Genomic DNA, 19,252 nt, shown 5'->3' on the forward strand with positions numbered 1-19,252 from the left:
GAGTGTAGCAGTAAAAAGTATAAATAATTAAGAAGCAAAGGGTTGGAGGTACGTCCATTTTTATATACCTTTGTACCCAGAAAAATGATGCTTGAAAGAGTTCATTAGGCTGTCAAAGTGGTAGTCAACAAGCAGTCAAATTACTGCTACATAAATGCTACACAAGGAGAATAGCCCAATTAGTAGATAATTGATATACAACGATTTGAGGGGTGTTTGTTCACAAACCTCTCTCTCCGCAAACAAGGGTGTAAATCAGCGAGTTATGCGATTTACACCCTTTTCTACACCAAAAAAACTTGAGAACAATAAAATACTCCACCCAAGACCGCAATCTTGGGTGGAGATTTTTTAGGGCTATGCGATTGCACCTATAAAAGGTCTAGACTTCAATCTAAACTTATTTATCCTTTCCATTCTCGGTTAATTTTATTGTTGTATCGTTTAGTTATAAATTATACAACTATGATATACGGATATATAAGAGTCAGTAGCGACAAGCAAACAGTAGAGAATCAACGCTTCGAAATCACAAACTTCTGTCAAAGGCAAGAGCTCCATATTGACGACTGGATAGAGGAGACCATCAGCGGCACAAAAGCCTATAACAAACGGGAGTTGGGACGGCTCCTTCGCAAAGTGGGCAAAGACGACATCATCGTCTGCTCCGAACTCTCGCGTCTAGGGCGTAACCTCTTTATGATTATGGAAATTCTCAACATCTGTATGACCAAAGAGTGTCGCGTATGGACTATCAAGGACAACTATCGGCTCGGAGACGATATCCAAAGCAAGGTACTCGCCTTTGCCTTCGGACTCTCTGCCGAGATAGAACGCAACCTCATCAGCCAACGCACCAAAGAGGCCTTAGCCCGACGACGAGCCGAGGGCGTGGTCTTGGGACGTCCCAAAGGAAGAAAGACGAGCCCAGAAAGGCAAAAACTATATCCCAAACGCGCACTCATCAAAGCACTTCTGGAAGAAAACGTCCCCAAGCGACAGATTGCCAAAATCTGCAAGTGCGACCGCAACACCCTGGCTCGCTACATCAAAACTTTTCTCCCCTTTACCACTACAGCCCCAAAAGAGTGAGCTTTGCGATGGCGAGAAAAGTTCTGTTGAATACGAGCCTTTTTGTGCAGCAAGAGCAAATTATCTGTGCTTTCGAGGGAGCAGACAGCTGGGTGATACTCTCTCCTATCGAACAAAGTATCAAGCGAAAAATCNGAGCCTTTTTGTGCAGCAAGAGCAAATTATCTGTGCTTTCGAGGGAGCAGACAGCTGGGTGATACTCTCTCCTATCGAACAAAGTATCAAGCGAAAAATCGAGGCGGTCGGAAAACCTCTCAAAGAGTGGGATATCAATATTTATCGAGGAGTGCTCACTGGTTGTAATGAGGCTTTCATCATCTCCACCGAGAAGCGAGACGAGATTTTGGCCAACTGCCAAAGCGAAGAGGAGAGAGAACGTACTGCCGAGCTTATTCGACCCATTTTGCGTGGCAGAGATATTAAAAGGTATGGATATGAGTGGGCAGATCTTTGGCTAATAGCGACATTCCCTTCTCGGCACTATGACATAGAACAGTATCCTTCTGTGAAAGATTATCTACTCTCATTCGGCAGGGAACGCTTAGAGCAAACAGGGCAAACCTACATTGTCAATGGAGAGAAAATCAAAGCTCGCAAAAAGACCAATAACAAGTGGTTTGAAACACAAGATAGCATTAGTTATTGGGAGGATTTTTGTAAGCCAAAGATCATATACCCAAACATGACCAAATATCTTCCGTTTGTATATGATGACAAGAAGCTCTTGACTAACCAAAAGTGCTTTATTATTACAGGGAACTATGTAGAGTATCTTACAGCGTTCTTTAATTCTTCACTATTTAAATTCTGCTTTAGAGACTCATTCCCTGAACTGCTAGGTGGAACGCGAGAGTTAAGTAAAATCTTTTTTGAGAAAATTCCTATCCGTGAAGTTTCTGGTATTCAGAATATAGAATATCAAGAAGCCATAGAAGACATACAAGTAGAATACACAAGACAAAAAGCACAGAGAATAGACTCTATGCTCTTTGATTTGTATGACCTCACTCTCGAAGAGCGGGAAACTATCGGATTTATTGAGATTCTATGATATATTGCGTAATGAAATCCTGTTCATTAATAGATAAGTCATACATTTTGAAAACAATATCGTTTATCTCCTTTTCGGTTTCATCAGAATGACAGATTCTCTGTTTATCTAGAAGATGCGACAATCTACTATTGTGTAATGTGTTGTATGGTATGCATATTGGTTCTATTGCTTGAACACTAACTAATAAATCTCCTGTACCTGTTTTGGGCGAATCTTTTAATAAATAGTGACCCATGACAGAGTTGAGGATACAGCACAAATATTCTATATGCTCACCAGTAGCAAAACATGTACTATCAAGACCGAGGCATCCCTGTCTATCATAAGAAAATCGCAAAATAGAGCCGATTCTTTTCCAAATTATTTTCGGCTTACAAAAATCCTCCATATAAGCGCAATTACGAAGGTTGTAAGGGGTGTCTCCTTGATCAGCCCTATTATGTATTTTATCCCAATAGATTTCTAAATGCGCTTTTACGGCAGGATAGTCTTCGATGTTGATGCGTGGGAGTTTTCCTTTCACTCCATTATGTGTATTGATAATCCACAGGTCAGCCCACTCATATCCATACCTTTTAATATCTCTGCCACGCAAAATGGGTCGAATAAGCTCGGCAGTACGTTCTCTCTCCTCTTCGCTTTGGCAGTTGNGATTTTTCGCTTGATACTTTGTTCGATAGGAGAGAGTATCACCCAGCTGTCTGCTCCCTCGAAAGCACAGATAATTTGCTCTTGCTGCACAAAAAGGCTCAAATCTTTGAGACTATCCCAACTCTGCTTAGAAGCAGCAGCACAAATCGTCTGTCTCTGATTTGTAGCTCGCTCAAAGAGAAGGATGTTTGTGTCGACCGTAGCACTCTCAAATACTTTTACTCCTGCGAAATCGATGAGCAACTTTGGATTGGTTTTGGTAGCAAAGAAAGATCTCATCTTTTCTCCATACCCTGCACGCATCCATTTGTTTGAGGTAATGTAGCAGAGATGCCCTTTTTCTTTGAGCAGCTGCCAACCTCGTTCGTAGAAAAGGCTGTAGATGTCGCCTGTTCGTGCAAAAGATGTGTAGTTACAATCTTTGTATCGCGTTGCCAATTCTCCCCCATTATTCTGCAATTGGATGTAGGGTGGATTGCCTATGACGATGTCGAAGCCTTCAGCAAGGCCAAACATCCATTCAGGGTCGAAGAATGAGCAGACGGCATTCTGATCATAAGGATTCCAGGCAGCCAACTGTAACGCATCTTCGGGAGTAAACAAATCGTCTTCAGAAAGTAGTTTTGCTAACTTCTCGCGGAGTTCTTGGTCTTTTTCTCTTAGACGGTGCTTAATGGAGGCAGAACGGGCTGAAAAGTGTTGATGACGCACCTTTATTAAGTCTTCTTTCATCTGATTAACCTCAGGGTTTTCGAAGAGACATCCTTGTATAGGTTTCTTTTTCTTTGCAATAAGAGAGTCGGCTGATACGAATTTGGTCTCCAAGTTGGGCAAGGTGGGAATGCCGAAATTGGGCTTCGATGCATCCTTTTCGCACTCACAAATCAGAGATATGAAGAACCTTAATTTTGTAATTTGTGCGGCAATGCTCTGTATATCGCTTCCATATAAACAGTTCTCAATCAGATAGAGCTTGAGGTCATAGATGTTTTCGGAGGGGATAATGCGCTGGAGAATCTCGACCATACGAGAGAGCAAGCCCATTGGGAATGCCCCCGAACCACAGGCGGGGTCGAGGATCTTAACTTGTTTGAGACGCTCGGCTACCTGCTTATAGAAGTTGATCTGTAGCGGAGCGTACTCGAAGTCGCTACGAAATAGCTGTCGCACTTTAGGCGTATCACCAAGGTAAGCGATGAGACTTTCGTCTACCATATAGTTGACCACCTCACGGGGGGTATAGAACGAACCGCTCTGGTTGCGTGCGGTCTCTTTGGTTTCGGGATTGTATGATCCAAGAAGATTCTCGAATACTTTTCCGAGCAATTCAGGATCGAGTGCGACCTCTTGCTCCTCGGGAGAGTTCTCCTCAATCGTGAAATTATAACGCCTCAAGATGGATAGCAAGCCTTTATTGGGTTCGAAAAAGAGGACGTTGGGCACTACAGCACGATGCTTGTAACGACCATCGGAAAAACGAAGGTCGTTGCGACTAAAACCATCATAGTTGTAGCACAGCTCGACACCATCGCTATAGCGAGTTTTGTCTAAACACTCAAACAGGCCTCCATTGAGAAACGGAACCTCGGAGAAGAGCTGAATGACCTCTTGTTGGCTTATGGTAAACATCTCTGCATAGCGATATAGGTTTTTCACATCTCGTTTGCTGGATGTGGCAAACTTTCGGGTGTTGCCATTATCATCCTGTATGGATCTGTTGAGCGTACCAAAAAAGAGGTTTTGTAAGATCGCGTTGTAGTAGTTTCCCGTAGTAGGGCTATCGGGATCAAACTCTTTGAGTATCGTTCGCAAGAAGTCTGACTCAAAGAGTTGGGCTGGTACCAGATTCTTTTGCTTGATAAACCACACGAACATTAAGCGTGTGATCATGCGGATGATCTTTGTCTCGAGATCCTCCCGATCGTCCTCTTCGATAGTGGTATTATTGGGGAATGTAATGTTGGAGGCAGGATCGATAGCCCATAAATACCAGCCAAATAAGTCTTTGTAAAATTGTTTGGTAAGCGGTTCTACCGAGAAGGCTTCCTTTATCGTAGAAAAAGTGACACCTTGTCTCTGTAGTTCTATAAAAGAGCTCACAGCTGTATGATAGTAGTTCTCCTTTTGGCCCAAAACATAAGTGTATCGTTTGGGTGAAGTTGCCTCGCCTTTGATGTCACAAATGAAAGACAAACGCCAATGATCTTCACTATCAAAGACGACCAAAGCTGCATCAAACTCCCCCCAAGTAGGGTTGATGAACGACTTCACAAGATTGCGCAAACCTACACGCTTGTTGACCACAGATCCCTCTACGATCTTATAATGAAACAAGCCTATGCGATAATGGTCAGTAGTGTCTACACTTCCCAAAAAGTAGCCTTCATCTGAAGAAATCTGCTCGATTCGCTCGGGAATTGTTTTCAATTCTGTAGCACCAAGAAGGTTTTTCAACAGATCATACCACCGCTTCAGGTCGAATGCAGACTGAAACAATGCTCTCAAATTGTCTGAGGTGTATGTAGTTGCCATTTATTGTTTATCTAAATGATTCTGAAATAATAATTTGTGGACTAGATATTTCCTGCTCATCGTGACGCTGATGTTTGCTTTTGGTCTGATATTCGTCCTGCAATTCAGCAATTTTTGCTTGTAGGCTGTACTCCTCCTGTTTCATCCTAGCTCGGTCGTTCCTATACTCACGTGACAGAGCTTTTAGGGAGCGAGGCAGCTGTGCATAGACTCCTTCATTGATATACCCTATCAGCACATCGCATTGTGATTTTAGTTCATTATCAGAAGTAATCTGCTTGATCGTACGTAAGAATTTGTTGGCTTCTAGGGAAGTCCTATCTAAGTCGGTACGATTGATTGAAGAGGTATCTGCCGCCTCCACATATTCTTTGACATATTGTTGGACAGCTGCATTGACATGTTTGTAATGTTCCGCTTCATTGGCAAAGGGAATCGGTTGTTCTTCTGGCTTAGCTTTGAGATATTTTACGGCCTCGAGGAAGTCAATAGTCCGCACCTCTGTTTCTGATGAGATATAAAATTCGGTTTTTACATTTGATGCAACAAAGATAATACTCTTGCCTCTGTGTTTACCTGTGTCACGCATCACTCGACTTTTCATGGGAAGAGCCTTAATTTTGTGATAGAGCTTACGGTCGCTGTTATAAAGATCGCGCACCTCACGCAGTAGGGCTATTTTCTTATCCACACTATCCTTGACCTTGTTATCGAACATTTGAAACTCCTTCACAATCTCCTCTTTGGAGAAAATTTGAGCGTCCTCGCCAAAAGCAGAATGGAAACCCTGCAGTTTGATCAAGGCATTTTTGTACAGCTGAATTTCTTTATCGCCTTGTTGCGAGGGATAGAACATATAATTGTAGATGTTGGGAGCAACCGATCCTATACGATTGACACGTCCTATGCGCTGCATCAATCTTGTGGCATTCCAAGGAGAGTCGTAATTGACAATCACATTGGAGCGATGTAGGTTCACCCCTTCTGCGAGCACATCTGAAGTGACGATTATATTATATTTCTTCGCATCATGTTCAAAATTTGCATCAAAGTTTTCTTTGATAGTCTTTCCTAAGCGATTACGGCTGGAGGAAGTCACTTTGAGCACATCCGTGAGCCCCATATCATCGGTCAATCTCTCATACAAGTAATTCAGCGTATCTACACTCTCGGAAAACAGAACTAATTTACCTGATGGGTTTCGGGGGGTGTCAAAGAAGTCTGTAGCAAGCTTTTCTCGAAATTTATCAAACTTTGGGTCATCATGCTCCTGCGCCCAGTCGGCGTTGAGATTTTCCAAGATCTCTCGGTCGTGGTTCAGCATCTCTAAAAATTCTGGGACGAAAGCCTCTGCGGGAAAAAGGATGTCTTCTTTCGCATATCCCTTGGCAATGGCATACTCGATAATCTCATCTAGTTCCATATCCTTTGCCTGAAGATCTTTTACTTTCAAGTCAGGAGCAATAATGACCTTATTCTCATCAAACATCTTAATCATATCTGTCGTGATACGAAGTAGAGTCTGTAGAGACTTCTTGAAAGCATGGAAGCTGCTCTCTAGACGTTTGACCATGTGCACACGATAAATACTCGCCAATGATCGGCCAATATGTTCGGCATTTTTATACTGGGTACGTAGTTCTGGTTTCAGAAATTCAACTGCACGATATCGGGCATAGGTCAGTCCATTCCCCTCTGGATTGTCTTCCGACTTGCCATCGGTGAGTTGTTTCAAAGTTTCGTAGAAACGGATGCTCGTATCGGGGTCCATGACATATTCCAACTCATTGGGGGGCAATATATTGGGGAATACTATACCTTGCGATGCAATATCCGATTTATAATCTGGGTCGTTCAGGATGTTGTTGCGTGTACGGCGCACGGTCACTTTGTCGATGACTTTGTTGCGTATCTGCTCATAGATTTTGTCCACATCATCAGTCACATCACGTTTTCCTCGTTCACGCATCAGCTTTTTGTATGCTGTAATGAGGGGGGTAAAAAATCCTTTAAGGTTGGGAACTCCATCAATCGTGCAACTTTGGCTATTCTGAAATAGAAGCAAGAGGTTCTGCAGGTCATCAGGACGATTGTTGAGTGGGGTTGCAGAAAGAAGCATAACCTTCTTTTGCTGGTTCCTCAACAATCCAGCATTCAAGCAAGGCGACTTGCAAATCTTCTGCAATTCATCGTATTTTCCTGAGCTATCGCTACGAAATCCGTGAGCTTCATCGACAATAATCAAATCGAACTCCTCTTTGTCCTTGTAGTTATTCTTCCCATCAATAATTTTAGAAAGGCTACCATTTGTAATGAATTGAGTCTTCTTGTAAATTCCAAACAGTTTGAATGTGTTTTTCCAGTTCTCTTCCAATGCGGAAGGATAGACCACAAGGATATTGGTGTTTTTTCCATTAGCTTCCACAAAGCGTTTTGCAATCATGGTAGCAATCATTGTCTTACCCAGACCAACAACATCTGCGAGGAACAGCCCATTGTGCTGCATCAACATTTGGTAGCCTTGGATTACTGCATCTTTTTGGTATTTCAGCTCCTTAACTCCATCGGGTAGTTGGATAGAGAAATCATCTTCTACTTGATCTCCAAAGATGTCGATAAGTACCTTGATATATAGTTCGTAGGGGGTTGGCTGATAACCTAAGTATGTTTTTTTCTTATACTCCTCAATATCCTGAGGCGTTAGATCGACGGCTTCGTTCCATAATGTCCAGAACTCATCAGAACAATACTTCACATCGTCAAAATCTTTCATTGCCACATTGAGTTCATATTGCGGAGGTTGCTTGATGCCCAAGCCAGAATCCGAAATATTGGAAGAGCCCATAATCACCCAGCCATCGCTATGTTCACTATGATGCAGAGGGAGGCATAAGTAAAATTTAGCATGCAGGTTCTTGGTGGCATGAATCTTCATCTGTAGTCGTCCTGAGACCAGATCTTCACACATCTGTAAGATACCCTCCTCTACCTCGGACGAATACTGGGCATTGATAATATCCTCCTTGAAGTCATTTTGGTAAATCTCTTTGGCTTTATTCTCATCCGCAAGCATCAAAAGTGCTTTGTTGTGCTTTCGGAAAATATCATCGATATTGATTCCTACCAAGATTTTTATCTCTGATATATCTCCCAGTTCTTTACGCAATTTGAAATATCCCGATGAACGAAAAAAACCTACAACAGCCAAGAAGCGGTCGAATGTTGTCATCTCCGATGCAATACCTTTCAGCTTATCAAAAAGCGTGTTGCCCACCCCGTTGTTAAAAAACTTTGTACTCATTGTTTTGTATAAAAATCAAGAAGATCTGCTACAAAGGTACGAAGAAGCGAGCAGAAGGGCGAGGGGATTTCCCTATTTAACACTGAAAACCAAGGTGCGAACCCCTAAGGGGGCAAAATATCGCGAGAGGCTCGGGGCAGTGGTGCTCTGCGAGCCTCTTTTTGTGTGAAAATGTGGGGTGAGTACTATGGAGTGAGGGCTTTGATTTCCTGCCTTTTCCCTGCATTTCCTGCGACTCCCCTACCATTTCATAGACAACGAATTAGCTCATACTTTCGCAGTGTCAGAGCTGACTAATAGCCCGAAGCGCAAGGGCAAAAGTATTCACAACTCAACTGCAATGAAGTATGATTTTAGAAGAACTTTTGGGCAAGCCCGTATGGCAGATGACTGGCGAGGAGTTGCTCTTCCTTGCTCGCCACGGCTCACAGCCCAGCAATACTACAACGGAGGTACCCACCTCCAAAGAGCAAAGACGCTATGTGTATGGGCTATCGGGCATCGCTCGCCTTTTCGGCTGTAGCCTCCCTACCGCCAACCGCATCAAGCAGAGTGGCAAGATAGATCGAGCCATCACGCAGGTAGGGCGTAAGATTATCGTGGACGCTGACCTCGCTCTCGAATTGGCAGCTCGCAAAACAGGAGGACGAAGATGAATGCGCCAGACTACGAGAGCATTTGGCAGCAGTCGCTCATTCGAGTGACGGACAAGTTCAGCCTACCGCCCATCGTACTGCGTGTGGACGATGCCACCATCGGCACGCTGGGCAACTTCAGTGTCTCGACAGGGAAAGCCAAGGCAAAGAAAACTTTCAATGTGAGTGCCTTGGTTGCCTCAGCCCTCGCTGGTCGTCAGGTGTTGGAATATCGGGCGTGCTTTCCCGAGAGCAAACGCAACATCCTCTACTTCGACACCGAGCAAAGCCCTTACCACTGCCAGCTGGTGATGCAACGCATTCTGAGGCTGGCAGGGCTACCGCTCGACCGAGAACCCGAGCGATTGCAATTCAGCCACCTCAGAGCCATTGCCGACCCCAACCAACGAAGAGAGATTATCCGCCATGCCATCTACAACACGCCCGATGTGGGCTTGGTTGTCATCGACGGTATCCGTGACCTGATGCTCGACATCAACAACTCGACCGAGGCGACACGCCTTGTGGGCGACTTGATGAAGTGGACAGGCGAGCGAAACATCCACCTGCACACCGTGTTGCACCTCAATAAGGGAGACGACAATGCCCGAGGACATATCGGTACGGAGTTGAACAACAAGGCGGAGTGTGTCTTACAAATCACAAAGGATAGCGTTGACGCCGACCGCAGCGTGGTTGCCCCTGCGATTATTCGCTCCAAGCCCTTTGACAAGTTTGCCTTTCGCCTCACGGAGCAAGCCGATGGCATCTGCCTGCCCGAGGTCGATGCGACCTATGTAGAGGACACGAAGACCGCCAAGCATTTCTCCTATCAAGAGCTGACGGACGAGCAGCATCGAGAGGCTCTCAAGGCGACCTTTGGCGAGGATACGACCCTAAGCTATGGCGACCTAATACCCCGACTGCGATCTGCCTATCGAGGTATCACCGCTCACGAATATGGGCAGACAAAGCTCAAAGAATTGCTCCGCTTCCTTCTGAACAAGCGCATGGTCGTCAAAGAAGAGCGTGGCAAATACCGCTTCAACCCCGAATACCACTACTAAGCAGATGAAAAATCTCTGTAGAATGCGGTAATCTCAAGGCGTCGAGGTCGAGCACGAAGGGAGCATACTCTAGTATGTGACCGAGTGCGAGCACCGAAAACAACGAGGAGAGTGCCGTATTATACAAGATTTTTTCGGTCGGACGGACGCAGGCTATATATACCTGAACCGACCGACCAAAGAAAAAGCGACACTTGGTCGGACGGACTATGTGCCTATAGGTTTCGACCGACTAACCAAGCACCAACAATAACCCTCCAAGAAAAAAGACATGAAAACGATACAAGTAATCAAGCAACTATCTATCGTGGAATACCTCCAGCAGGCTGGACACGAACCGAAACAAATCAAGGGCAATGCCTATTGGTATTGTTCCCCCTTGAGACAAGAGCGTACACCTTCCTTCAAAGTAAACACCGAACGCAATCAGTGGTACGACTTCGCCACTGGCGAGCATGGCGACATCATTGACCTTGTTTGTGCTTTGAACCGCTGCTCAACGGCAGAGGCACTGCAACACCTCCGAGGAGAGACAGGACTACCAAAGAATGATTTTTCTTTTGGCGGAACAAAAAACTCCACTCAGCAAGGACTCGAAATTCTTTCAGTGCAACCCATTTCTAACTCGCAGTTGCAACGCTACGGCTCGGAGCGCGGCATTTTGCCCTCTCAGCTAGAAAAGTATTGCTCCGAGGTACGTTATCGCTCAGGCGAACGAAGCTATTATGCCCTTGGCTTCCCCAACGATGCAGGGGGCTGGGAACTACGCAATCCCTATTTCAAGTGCTGTATCGCCCCGAAAGCTATGAGTACGTTGGGAGCAGGGGCAAAGAGCGTGCAGGTCTTTGAGGGCTTTATGGATTTTCTCTCTTGGCGAACACTACACCCCAATGAGCCAAGCGACAGCCTGGTGTTAAACTCCTTGATTCTCCTCCCAAGAGCTTTGCCACAACTGCAAACATATCCCTGTGTGGAGTGCTTCCTCGACAATGATGAGGCTGGACGAAAGGCTTTGCATCAGCTTCGAGAGGCAGGCATAGAGGTCAAGGATATGAGCGGTCTTTATGCCCCTCACAAAGACCTCAACGAATGGCTCTGTGCCAATCGAAAGTCGCAAAAGCAGGCTCAGACTCCTCGCAAGCGAGGGCTTCGCAGATAGTGCAAAAGCACGCAATTCAAACCGAGTATTCATCGGGTAATCCCAAGGAAGGCGAATTGATGGCTCGGCTTTGTTTCGGGACTATGGCAGTGCTGACCGTCTGCAAGTTCTCAAAGGGAGAACTTAGAAACAAAGCCAGCAAGCATTCAATGAATACTTAGACAGACTGAACTCAGAGGTAGCAGGCGGAGCGGACATTTCGAGAAATGCCATAGCTTATTAGGGCATTTTCTTCACGCTCCACTCCGTTACCGCTAAAAAAGCCCTCCTGAGCCAAGGGACTTCGCCCCTTTGGATACCCCCTAAAACCAATCTTCAACTATGGGCTATGCCGTATTACATATAGACAAGGCGAAAGGCAGCGACTCGGGCGTGACCGCTCATATCGAGCGGACGTACACCCCGAATAATGTCGATGCCTCTCGCACGCACCTCAATCGGGAACTGGTGCAATTCCCCGAAAATGTCACGAGCCGAACACAGGCTATCGAGCACCGAATAGCGACCGCAGGCATCTACCGCAAGGTTTCTGACAATCAAGTGCGAGCTTTGCGATTTATCCTCTCAGGCTCCCACGAGGATATGCTTCGTATTGAGAAAGAAGGACGCCTCTCTGAATGGTGCGAGGCTTCGGTGGATTGGCTACGACAGACCTTCGGAGCGGAAAATGTCGTAGCAGCCACGCTCCACGCAGACGAGGAGACACCCCACATCCATGCCACCGTTGTGCCGATTGTGCAAGGAGAAAGACGCAAAGCCAAAGAGGAGGCCGACAACGGCAAACGCAAGTATAAGACCAAGCGAAACAAGGTGCGCCTCTGTGCCGATGATGTGCTTACCCCTAAGAAGCTGGAGGAGTATCAAACTACCTATGCCCGAGCGATGGCAGGCTTCGGCTTAGAGCGAGGCATTTATGGATCAGAAGCCAAGCACCGCACGAATATGGCATATTACAAAGAGCTGGTCAAAGCAACTGCCAACAAGAAGGCAGAGGAAGCTCAGCTCAAAGAGCGTGTTGCCCAACTGGAAAAGAAAGCAGGTAAGCTCCGCATCAAGGACACGCTTTATTCTTTCTTTGGCAATTCTGAGTTAGATAAAGCCGAGCAACGTATCGAAGTCCTCAGGAAGGAGGCGGAACAAGCTCAATACCTCAGCGAACAAAAAAAGAACGACATCCGCAAGGAGGTTGTCGTTCTACAAGACAGGCTCAAGGACAAGGATAGAGAGCTGGAGCAACGACAAAAAGAGCTGAAAGCCTACGAGGAGGAGCGGTGTTTCATTCAGCGATTTATGCCTCCATTCTTTGCCCTTCTCAATGTACGCAGACTCTTAGCGTTTATGGGCTTCTCGGATGAACAGATAACGCAAATGTATCACACAGGCAATTCCGTGCGAGCCAAAGCCAAGGTTTACTCCTCGATGTACAGACGCTACTTCGAGGAGGAGGACACAATGCTCTGTATTGAGAAAGACCAAAAGCAAAAGCCCTTCCTCTCCATCAATGGCTTATCCGTCCCCGACTGGTGCGAACATAAGTGGCAGCAGCTTATCGGGCGAAATAGGGGGAAGAAACTATAAGAGTGTTTATTTTATCTTTTTGAGATAATCACCAATGTCAAATGGCCCCAGGTTCAAATCATAACGAGCATACAAAGGGTGGCGAGGATGTTTAGATTTCGTTAGTTCTCCTATTTGTAGCCAAGAAACCTTACGATTGTTTTCTGAAAGGACAGAGGCAATATCTCTAAAACAATCTAACAAATAAGTTCTTTTGCCCGCAAGGTTTCCCCAAGCAACAAGCACCTTGAGTTCTTCAAACCCATCAAAATATCGCTTAATCGCATCAAGGTTATTTTGATGTAGCTCTTCACTTCTTTTTTGATGTACACTTGCAAAATTGGTAGATCTTTGAGGATAAAGGTTGAGCATAATAAATCCATCACAATTATTTCTCTCAGCAAATCCCATGACTTTTCTAACTGTAGGATCTGGTTTTGTTTCATTTGCTGTACTTGGATTAACTCCAATTACAACAAGTGGAGATGTACACTCACTTGCCAATACATAACGATGAGTATTTTCATTACCAATCATTTGTTTGATTTTATAGTCCATATTTTCTTATTGTTTGTCTATTATTCTACTTAATTCTTCTTCGACCTCCTCAATGCTTGGGAGGGTGGAACGAAGGTTGTCGGGGATAGCCTTAGTGAGCTGATAGTCGCTGACACCTATTGGCTGTTCGTAACCCGAAAGGGCATATTGCGCAACGACCTTATCACCACCATTACAGAGGAGCAAGCCGATGGTCTTGTTGTCGTGTTCGCCTCGGAGTGTGTCGTCTATTACATTGATGTAGAAATTCAGTTGCCCCATGTATTCAGGCTTGAAAGGCGTTGCCTTCAGCTCGATAACTACATAGGCGTGCAGCTGAATGTTGTAAAGCACAAGGTCGGCATAGAAATCTTGTTCGCCCACCTGAAAATGTTTTTGCTGTGCCACAAAGGCAAAGCCACTTCCCATCTCGAGCAAATACTTCGTGATATGCGACACCAGTTGACGCTCGATATCTCGCTCCGCCATCTGCTCCGTCTGCTCCATGATGTCGAAGATGTAGGGATCTTTCATCAGATAGTTGGCAAGGTTACTCTGTGGCTCGGGCAGACGCACGGTAAAGTTGTTTACCTTCTTCGCTTCAATCTGACGAGCGAAAAGATTCGTGTCCAGCTGTGTTTTCAGTACATTACTGCTCCAACCATTCGCCACGGCTTGCGTGATGTACCAATAGCATTCGCCAAGAGGGAGTTTGCTGTTGAGGAGTATCACATGGCTCGCCCAATTTGTACGAACGACCGCAGAACGCTTGAAAAGCTCCTCTATTTGCTGAATGTCTGTGCGATAGACAGAAGAAAGCGTTTGAGACACCTCTCCTAACTGTGCAACAGGTTGTTGCGCAATTTCAATCGGTTGATTTTCTGTATTGGGGATTAGTGCAAGAGGCTCTTGCACTAATTGATTGAGTTGAGTCGTAAGGGCTTTCACTGCGTCCACAGATGGATTACTTAACATGCTGTCTGCCTCGCACATCTGTTGCAACACATTCAGAGGATAGGCACTGGCAAAGCGACACATGTAGAAGATGTTTCTGCGAGAATAGCCTTTCTTATCAGGATATTGTGAGCGAATAGCTTCCGAGAGTTTGTCGATGACCTTTGCTCCCCAGCCCTCTCTTTCTTGGAGGTAAAGAATGAAATGTCCCACCTTCCAATAGTGAAAGAGCATATCGGCATTAGCAGATGCCACGATACGCACCTGCGTTTGCTCGATGTCTGTCCCGATAGCATGTACGATAGGGCTGAAATCCTTGCGGTCTATGGCTTGTATTTCTTGTTTCATAGGGCTATAACTGATTAAATTTACTCATCGCATTCGCCTTGATGTCGTCTGCAATGTCGATGTAAGGCTTCATCGCCTTGTAGTCGCTGTGTCCTGTCCATTTCATGACCACCTGCGGAGGGATACCGAGGGCAAGGGCATTACAAATAAAGGTGCGACGCCCAGCGTGTGTGCCGAGGAGGGCATACTTGGGCGTGACCTCGTCTATTCGCTCGTTGCCTCGGTAGTACGTCTGACGCACAGGTTCGTCTATGCCTGCCAGTTCTGCCAGTTCCTTGAGGTAGTCGTTCATCTTTTGGTTGGTAATCACAGGCAAGACCTTATCGTCCTCAAATGCCACATCTTTGTATTTATCCAAAATCGCCTTGCTGTGATTGTTCAGTTCGATAATCAGGCTGTCCGAAGTCTTGACGGTCGTCACCTCGATATGTTCGCCTTTGACATCGCTTCGGCGGAGGTTGAACACATCGGAATATCGCAAACCTGTGAAGCACTGAAAGAGGAAGACATCACGCACTCGTTCGAGAGCCTGCTTGTTGGCAGGTATTTCGAACTCTCGGAGCTTCGTCAGCTCATCCCAAGTCAGGAAGATGATTTTCTTCTGCGTGCTCTTGAGTTTGGGCTTATAAGTGTCGTAGACATTGTTCTGATGCACTCCCTGCTTGAAAGCCCAACGCAAAAACCATTTGAGGAATGCTAGCTGTTTGCCAATGGTGCTATTACGCATCTCCTTGACCTCACGAAGATAGGCGACATAGTCGTTCAGTCCCTTCTCATCGAAAAACTCAAAGTTGAGCCCCTCCCGAAAGTTCGAAAGATGGTTCTTTACGGCTGCAAACTTCTCATAAGTGGAGTGTGTCCAATCATTCTGTCGCCCACAATCACGCACAAACTCATCAAAGACCTTGTAGAAATCGTTGCCCTCTGTGTCTTTTTTCTTTTTGGAGGGCTTCGCTTCTTCCTCCGCTGGTCTGTGCAGGGCGTTGAATGCCTCCTTGATTTGCTCGGGCGTAGGCATTACCTCATCGACCTCAAACTTCTTGAAGATCTCTTGTATCTCGGTATAATAGCCGAGTAGCGAAGCATTGATTTCGGCTGCCGATTGCTTGAGCTTGTTGGTGCAGCCATTTCTGACTCGCTGTTTGTCGGCATCCCACTTGGCTGCATCAATGCGATAGCCCGTAGTAAACTCAATACGCTGAGAGGCAAAGTTCACACGCATGCGAATAGGCACATTCTCCACGATGGGAATGCCAGCCTTTTTGCGACTCTCAAGAGCAAAGATGATATTGCGTTTGATATTCATATTGTTTGGGTGTGTAGTTTCTGCACCCAAAATTACACCCAAAAATCCATATCACCAAAGATTTCCTATGAAATCTCACTTTATCAGACTAACACACAAATAACTGAAAAACAAAATATTGAACACCTATGACTATTTGTGAGAGTTCAAGAGAAAGAGCCTCTCTCTCCGCTGGAAGGTTTCAAAAGGGTTTCACAACCCCATTCAAAACAGCCTTCAAAATATAGATAATCGTTGTAAAATCAAGGTTTTACAACGATTTTTCTTTGTATATATCCCTATCTGCTGACGGCTAACCCCTATACTTTGATGCTACACAAAACAATGATGCGTATGAAGCAGAATTTTAAGGTATCCTTTTACCTACGCTCGAATTACGAAAACAAAGAGGGAAAATCGCCCGTGATGCTGCGTGTGTTCCTGGGTGGGGAAATGGCAAACTTTGGCTCTACAAAGATTTTTGTAGACAAGGCGCTATGGAACAATACCACCAGCCGACTCAAAGGTCGCACAGCTGACGTACTAACCGCCAATGCTGCACTCGACGGCATTTCGCACACCCTCAATAGTATCTACCGCAAGTTGGAGGACGATGAGTCACTCTCAATGGACAAAATCCGCTCCTTCTATTGCGGAAAGACCAAGGAGTACACAGAGTTCCTCCCCGTCTTCGACTCGTTTATCGATGATGTAAAACAGCGGGTAGGGAAAACCATCAGCAAAGACAGCCACCAAAAATACAGCGTGCTTCGCAGACACTTCTTTGAGTTTCTCAAGCACAAGTATGCTCGCAAGGATATTGGACTGACGGAGCTTACCCCTGCCGTAATGCAAGACTTCGAGTTGTATCTTAGCACCGTCGCAGGTTGCTCTTACAACACGACTGTCAAGAAGATGAAGACCCTCAAGACGATTACCATCTATGCTCAAAAGCGTGGCATCCTGATGCACGACCCCTTCCTCAATCATCGCTTCCACTTGGAGTCCGTCAATCGTGGCTTCTTGACCGATGAGGAAATCCTCAGCATCGCCAACAAAGACTTTGGGCTAAAACGATTGGAGTTGGTGCGTGATATCTTCATATTCTCTTGCTTCACAGGGCTGGCTTATATCGATGTGGCCAACCTCACGCCCGACCACATCGTTACGATGGACGACAAGCAGTGGATTATGACGCAGCGTCAAAAGACCAGCGTATCCACCAACGTTCTCCTCCTCGACATTCCCAAGAGTATCATCGAGAAGTATGGCGAGCAGACTTATCGTGATGGCAAGCTTNACCAACATCAAGACTACGCAAATCTATGCCCGTATTACGAACAAGAAGATTGAACACGATATGGAGCAGCTCGCAGGCAAGCTCGATAAGTTCAACTCAGCTATGGGCATCGCTAAATAACACTTATATCACCCTAAAATCAGAAGAAATTATGAATCAGACCAAGAAAGAGCTTTCTTACTTCCGTTTGAAGTTAGAAGCCTACCTCAGTGACTATCACCCCGAGTTAATGACCGATACCGCCTTTATTGCCGCTCGTGCCGATGCTGCCCTTACAGCTTATGCCGATGCCGTGACACAAGGCTTCTCCCACCTCGAAGCCGAGGCGATGTCCAGCGAAGTCCTCTACCAAGGGCTACACTTCTCTAAGCACAACACCCTCGTGTCCATCTTGGAGAATGAGTTCAGCGAGGAACTACCCGAACCGCTACCTGAAGAATTAGCTCCCATTCTGCTTGGCAACAAGTTTATCCAAGCCGTATTTGCCAAATACGACCTCACGGACGACTTTGACGGCAGCACAGAATACGACCTGCTCTACACCGAACTCACAGGAACGATTGTCGAGCTTATCGAAAACAGCAACTTGCCTATGGTGAAGAAGGCGGATACATCGAAGTAACAAGTAACCTTAATCCTATCGGGAGCATTGGAGCATCAAGAGCCAAGATATACACTCCGCCCCACACACCAAGGGGCAAGCCCTTGTCTTTGGTGGGCGGACTATCTTGGGCTCGCTCTTGAAACTCTAAAATGCTCTCAGATATGAATACTCAAGTTATGAATCACGATGTCCACAGCCCCATCTTCATTCGGGCGAAGTCTACTAACGATAAGCCACAGACAGCCAAGCCTGCCNCACGATGTCCACAGCCCCATCTTCATTCGGGCGAAGTCTACTAACGATAAGCCACAGACAGCCAAGCCTGCCCGTAGCATCGACTGGCGACGCATCATCGAGCTGACGCTTCTGCTCTCGCTCGTGGTTGCAGCCGTCTACTTCATCGCCAAGCTTGTTACACCTCAAGTCGTAACCGTCATTGGTATCTTCGTGGGCTTCTTGGTGCTACGGTTCGTGGTAAAGACCATTCTGCAAATCACATTCACCATTCTCGGCTATCTCTTCTGGTTAGCCATCTTGGTGGCAATACTGATTTGCCTACTATGATGCAGTAGCATCTACTTGTTTTCATTTTTCATCTTGACGGGTGGCGGGCTCTTCGGAGCTTGCCACCTTTTTTGTTTTCGCTCTTAGGCTTTGCACTTCTGCTTCTTTTGCCCAGTCGTTCCACCTTATGCGTAGCAGATGGATGCTGTTTCTTTTTCCTTGCAAAGGTAGTGTGGGGCTTGGGCTACCCCAAGGTCGAGCCTACGGTTGGGCTGGAAAATCTCCACACTTGCGTTTCGCTTGGCTTCGCTTCAGGTAGTATTTTCCGCCCAAACCTTGTGTCGCTCCTCGCCCCCTACCTCTGTTTCGCTCGAAAAAAGAAATCAGCATACTCCGATCTTTGGACGCATAAAAAAAATGTCACTATGGATAAGCAGAACGTAAATACTACATCTCCGATGAACAGAAAAGGAGATAGCTCCTCCTCTCATTACCGCATAAATTCGGGAGTTGGGGCGAGTGAGAGAACCGTGGCGAAGCCATAGCGGACAACAGCAGAAAAGTGTAACCCCCAAAACAGCACGACAATGAAAGGAACAGAACAATTCACACGCACCATAGCTGAGTATCTTAATGGCAGAGCAGCGACAGACCCTCTGTTTGCTCCTAACT

Annotated in this window: 13 protein-coding genes and 3 pseudogenes; 10 read left to right on the forward strand and 6 right to left on the reverse strand. The window is 45.9% G+C overall.

Features of this window, described 5'->3' with window-relative positions; translation table 11 throughout:
• Window positions 1-465: 465 nt before the first annotated feature.
• Window positions 466-1,092 carry a master DNA invertase Mpi family serine-type recombinase gene (locus HQ43_RS05155; RefSeq protein WP_036790693.1) on the forward strand — a complete coding sequence of 209 codons (627 nt, stop codon included), beginning with the start codon at window positions 466-468 and terminating at the stop codon, window positions 1,090-1,092.
• 145 nt (window positions 1,093-1,237) lie between these two features.
• Window positions 1,238-2,143, forward strand: a complete 906-nt coding sequence (locus tag HQ43_RS05160; protein WP_036790696.1) for a TaqI-like C-terminal specificity domain-containing protein — start codon at window positions 1,238-1,240, stop codon at window positions 2,141-2,143.
• Here HQ43_RS05160 and HQ43_RS05165 read toward each other — a convergent pair.
• Both HQ43_RS05165 and HQ43_RS05170 read right to left on the reverse strand, forming a co-directional pair.
• Window positions 2,127-5,329 (reverse strand): annotated as a pseudogene (locus HQ43_RS05165) (Eco57I restriction-modification methylase domain-containing protein). The gene HQ43_RS05160 and the pseudogene HQ43_RS05165 overlap by 17 nt on opposite strands.
• A gap of 7 nt (window positions 5,330-5,336) precedes the next feature.
• The gene (locus HQ43_RS05170) at window positions 5,337-8,630 is read right to left on the reverse strand and encodes a helicase-related protein (RefSeq protein WP_036790698.1); all 3,294 of its coding nucleotides are present in this window, start codon (window positions 8,628-8,630) and stop codon (window positions 5,337-5,339) included.
• Between the two features lie 347 nt (window positions 8,631-8,977).
• On the opposite strand from HQ43_RS05170, the gene HQ43_RS05175 reads away from it, so the two are divergent.
• The 4 genes from HQ43_RS05175 (at window position 8,978) to mobV (ending at window position 13,069) form a co-directional block, all read left to right on the forward strand.
• Window positions 8,978-9,286: a DUF3853 family protein gene (locus tag HQ43_RS05175; protein ID WP_036790701.1), complete on the forward strand. Its 309-nt coding sequence runs from the start codon at window positions 8,978-8,980 to the stop codon at window positions 9,284-9,286.
• The gene (locus HQ43_RS05180) at window positions 9,283-10,332 is read left to right on the forward strand and encodes an AAA family ATPase (protein ID WP_036790704.1); all 1,050 of its coding nucleotides are present in this window, start codon (window positions 9,283-9,285) and stop codon (window positions 10,330-10,332) included. Before HQ43_RS05175 ends, HQ43_RS05180 begins: the two co-directional genes overlap by 4 nt.
• Before the next feature lie 271 nt (window positions 10,333-10,603).
• Window positions 10,604-11,491, forward strand: a complete 888-nt coding sequence (locus HQ43_RS05185) for a CHC2 zinc finger domain-containing protein (RefSeq protein WP_036790707.1) — start codon at window positions 10,604-10,606, stop codon at window positions 11,489-11,491.
• Window positions 11,492-11,812: 321 nt separating this feature from the next.
• Window positions 11,813-13,069: a MobV family relaxase gene (mobV, locus tag HQ43_RS05190; protein ID WP_036790710.1), complete on the forward strand. Its 1,257-nt coding sequence runs from the start codon at window positions 11,813-11,815 to the stop codon at window positions 13,067-13,069.
• A gap of 6 nt (window positions 13,070-13,075) precedes the next feature.
• On the opposite strand, the gene HQ43_RS05195 is transcribed toward mobV, so the two are convergent.
• Genes HQ43_RS05195 through HQ43_RS05205 form a run of 3 tightly spaced genes read right to left on the reverse strand, consistent with a single transcriptional unit; the run spans window position 13,076 to window position 16,193 of the window.
• Window positions 13,076-13,606, reverse strand: a complete 531-nt coding sequence (locus HQ43_RS05195) for a DUF1643 domain-containing protein (protein ID WP_036790713.1) — start codon at window positions 13,604-13,606, stop codon at window positions 13,076-13,078.
• 6 nt (window positions 13,607-13,612) lie between these two features.
• Window positions 13,613-14,887, reverse strand: a complete 1,275-nt coding sequence (locus HQ43_RS05200; protein ID WP_036790716.1) for a PDDEXK nuclease domain-containing protein — start codon at window positions 14,885-14,887, stop codon at window positions 13,613-13,615.
• A 4-nt stretch (window positions 14,888-14,891) separates the two neighbouring features.
• Window positions 14,892-16,193 (reverse strand): site-specific integrase, encoded by a 1,302-nt coding sequence (locus tag HQ43_RS05205; protein WP_036790719.1) that lies wholly within the window; start codon window positions 16,191-16,193, stop codon window positions 14,892-14,894.
• 333 nt (window positions 16,194-16,526) lie between these two features.
• Here HQ43_RS05205 and HQ43_RS05210 point away from each other — a divergent pair.
• The 3 genes and pseudogenes from HQ43_RS05210 to HQ43_RS05220 all read left to right on the forward strand — a co-directional run bounded on the left by HQ43_RS05210 (window position 16,527) and on the right by HQ43_RS05220 (window position 18,640).
• Window positions 16,527-17,592, forward strand: a pseudogene (locus tag HQ43_RS05210) (phage integrase SAM-like domain-containing protein).
• A 31-nt stretch (window positions 17,593-17,623) separates the two neighbouring features.
• The gene (locus tag HQ43_RS05215) at window positions 17,624-18,094 is read left to right on the forward strand and encodes a DUF1896 family protein (protein WP_036790722.1); all 471 of its coding nucleotides are present in this window, start codon (window positions 17,624-17,626) and stop codon (window positions 18,092-18,094) included.
• A 168-nt stretch (window positions 18,095-18,262) separates the two neighbouring features.
• Window positions 18,263-18,640 carry a hypothetical protein gene (locus HQ43_RS05220; RefSeq protein ID WP_235305947.1) on the forward strand — a complete coding sequence of 126 codons (378 nt, stop codon included), beginning with the start codon at window positions 18,263-18,265 and terminating at the stop codon, window positions 18,638-18,640.
• 21 nt (window positions 18,641-18,661) lie between these two features.
• Here the strand turns inward: HQ43_RS05220 and HQ43_RS09885 are convergent, their stop codons facing one another.
• Window positions 18,662-18,805: a hypothetical protein gene (locus tag HQ43_RS09885; protein ID WP_161785883.1), complete on the reverse strand. Its 144-nt coding sequence runs from the start codon at window positions 18,803-18,805 to the stop codon at window positions 18,662-18,664.
• Window positions 18,806-19,167: 362 nt separating this feature from the next.
• Between HQ43_RS09885 and HQ43_RS10035 the strand changes: the two are divergent.
• Window positions 19,168-19,252 (forward strand): annotated as a pseudogene (locus tag HQ43_RS10035) (PcfK-like family protein); the annotation flags it as partial.

Source organism: Porphyromonas canoris (assembly GCF_000769115.1).
Lineage (GTDB): Bacteria > Bacteroidota > Bacteroidia > Bacteroidales > Porphyromonadaceae > Porphyromonas_A > Porphyromonas_A canoris.

Excerpts from the sequence above, each read along its gene's own strand:
- HQ43_RS05155 (WP_036790693.1), top strand. The coding sequence starts at position 466 with ATGATATACGGATATATAAGAGTCAGTAGCGACAAGCAAACAGTAGAG.
- HQ43_RS05170 (WP_036790698.1), bottom strand. The coding sequence starts at position 8,630 with ATGAGTACAAAGTTTTTTAACAACGGGGTGGGCAACACGCTTTTTGAT.
- HQ43_RS05175 (WP_036790701.1), top strand. The coding sequence starts at position 8,978 with ATGATTTTAGAAGAACTTTTGGGCAAGCCCGTATGGCAGATGACTGGC.
- HQ43_RS05180 (WP_036790704.1), top strand. The coding sequence starts at position 9,283 with ATGAATGCGCCAGACTACGAGAGCATTTGGCAGCAGTCGCTCATTCGA.
- HQ43_RS05185 (WP_036790707.1), top strand. The coding sequence starts at position 10,604 with ATGAAAACGATACAAGTAATCAAGCAACTATCTATCGTGGAATACCTC.
- mobV (WP_036790710.1), top strand. The coding sequence starts at position 11,813 with ATGGGCTATGCCGTATTACATATAGACAAGGCGAAAGGCAGCGACTCG.
- HQ43_RS05195 (WP_036790713.1), bottom strand. The coding sequence starts at position 13,606 with ATGGACTATAAAATCAAACAAATGATTGGTAATGAAAATACTCATCGT.
- HQ43_RS05200 (WP_036790716.1), bottom strand. The coding sequence starts at position 14,887 with ATGAAACAAGAAATACAAGCCATAGACCGCAAGGATTTCAGCCCTATC.
- HQ43_RS05205 (WP_036790719.1), bottom strand. The coding sequence starts at position 16,193 with ATGAATATCAAACGCAATATCATCTTTGCTCTTGAGAGTCGCAAAAAG.
- HQ43_RS05215 (WP_036790722.1), top strand. The coding sequence starts at position 17,624 with ATGAATCAGACCAAGAAAGAGCTTTCTTACTTCCGTTTGAAGTTAGAA.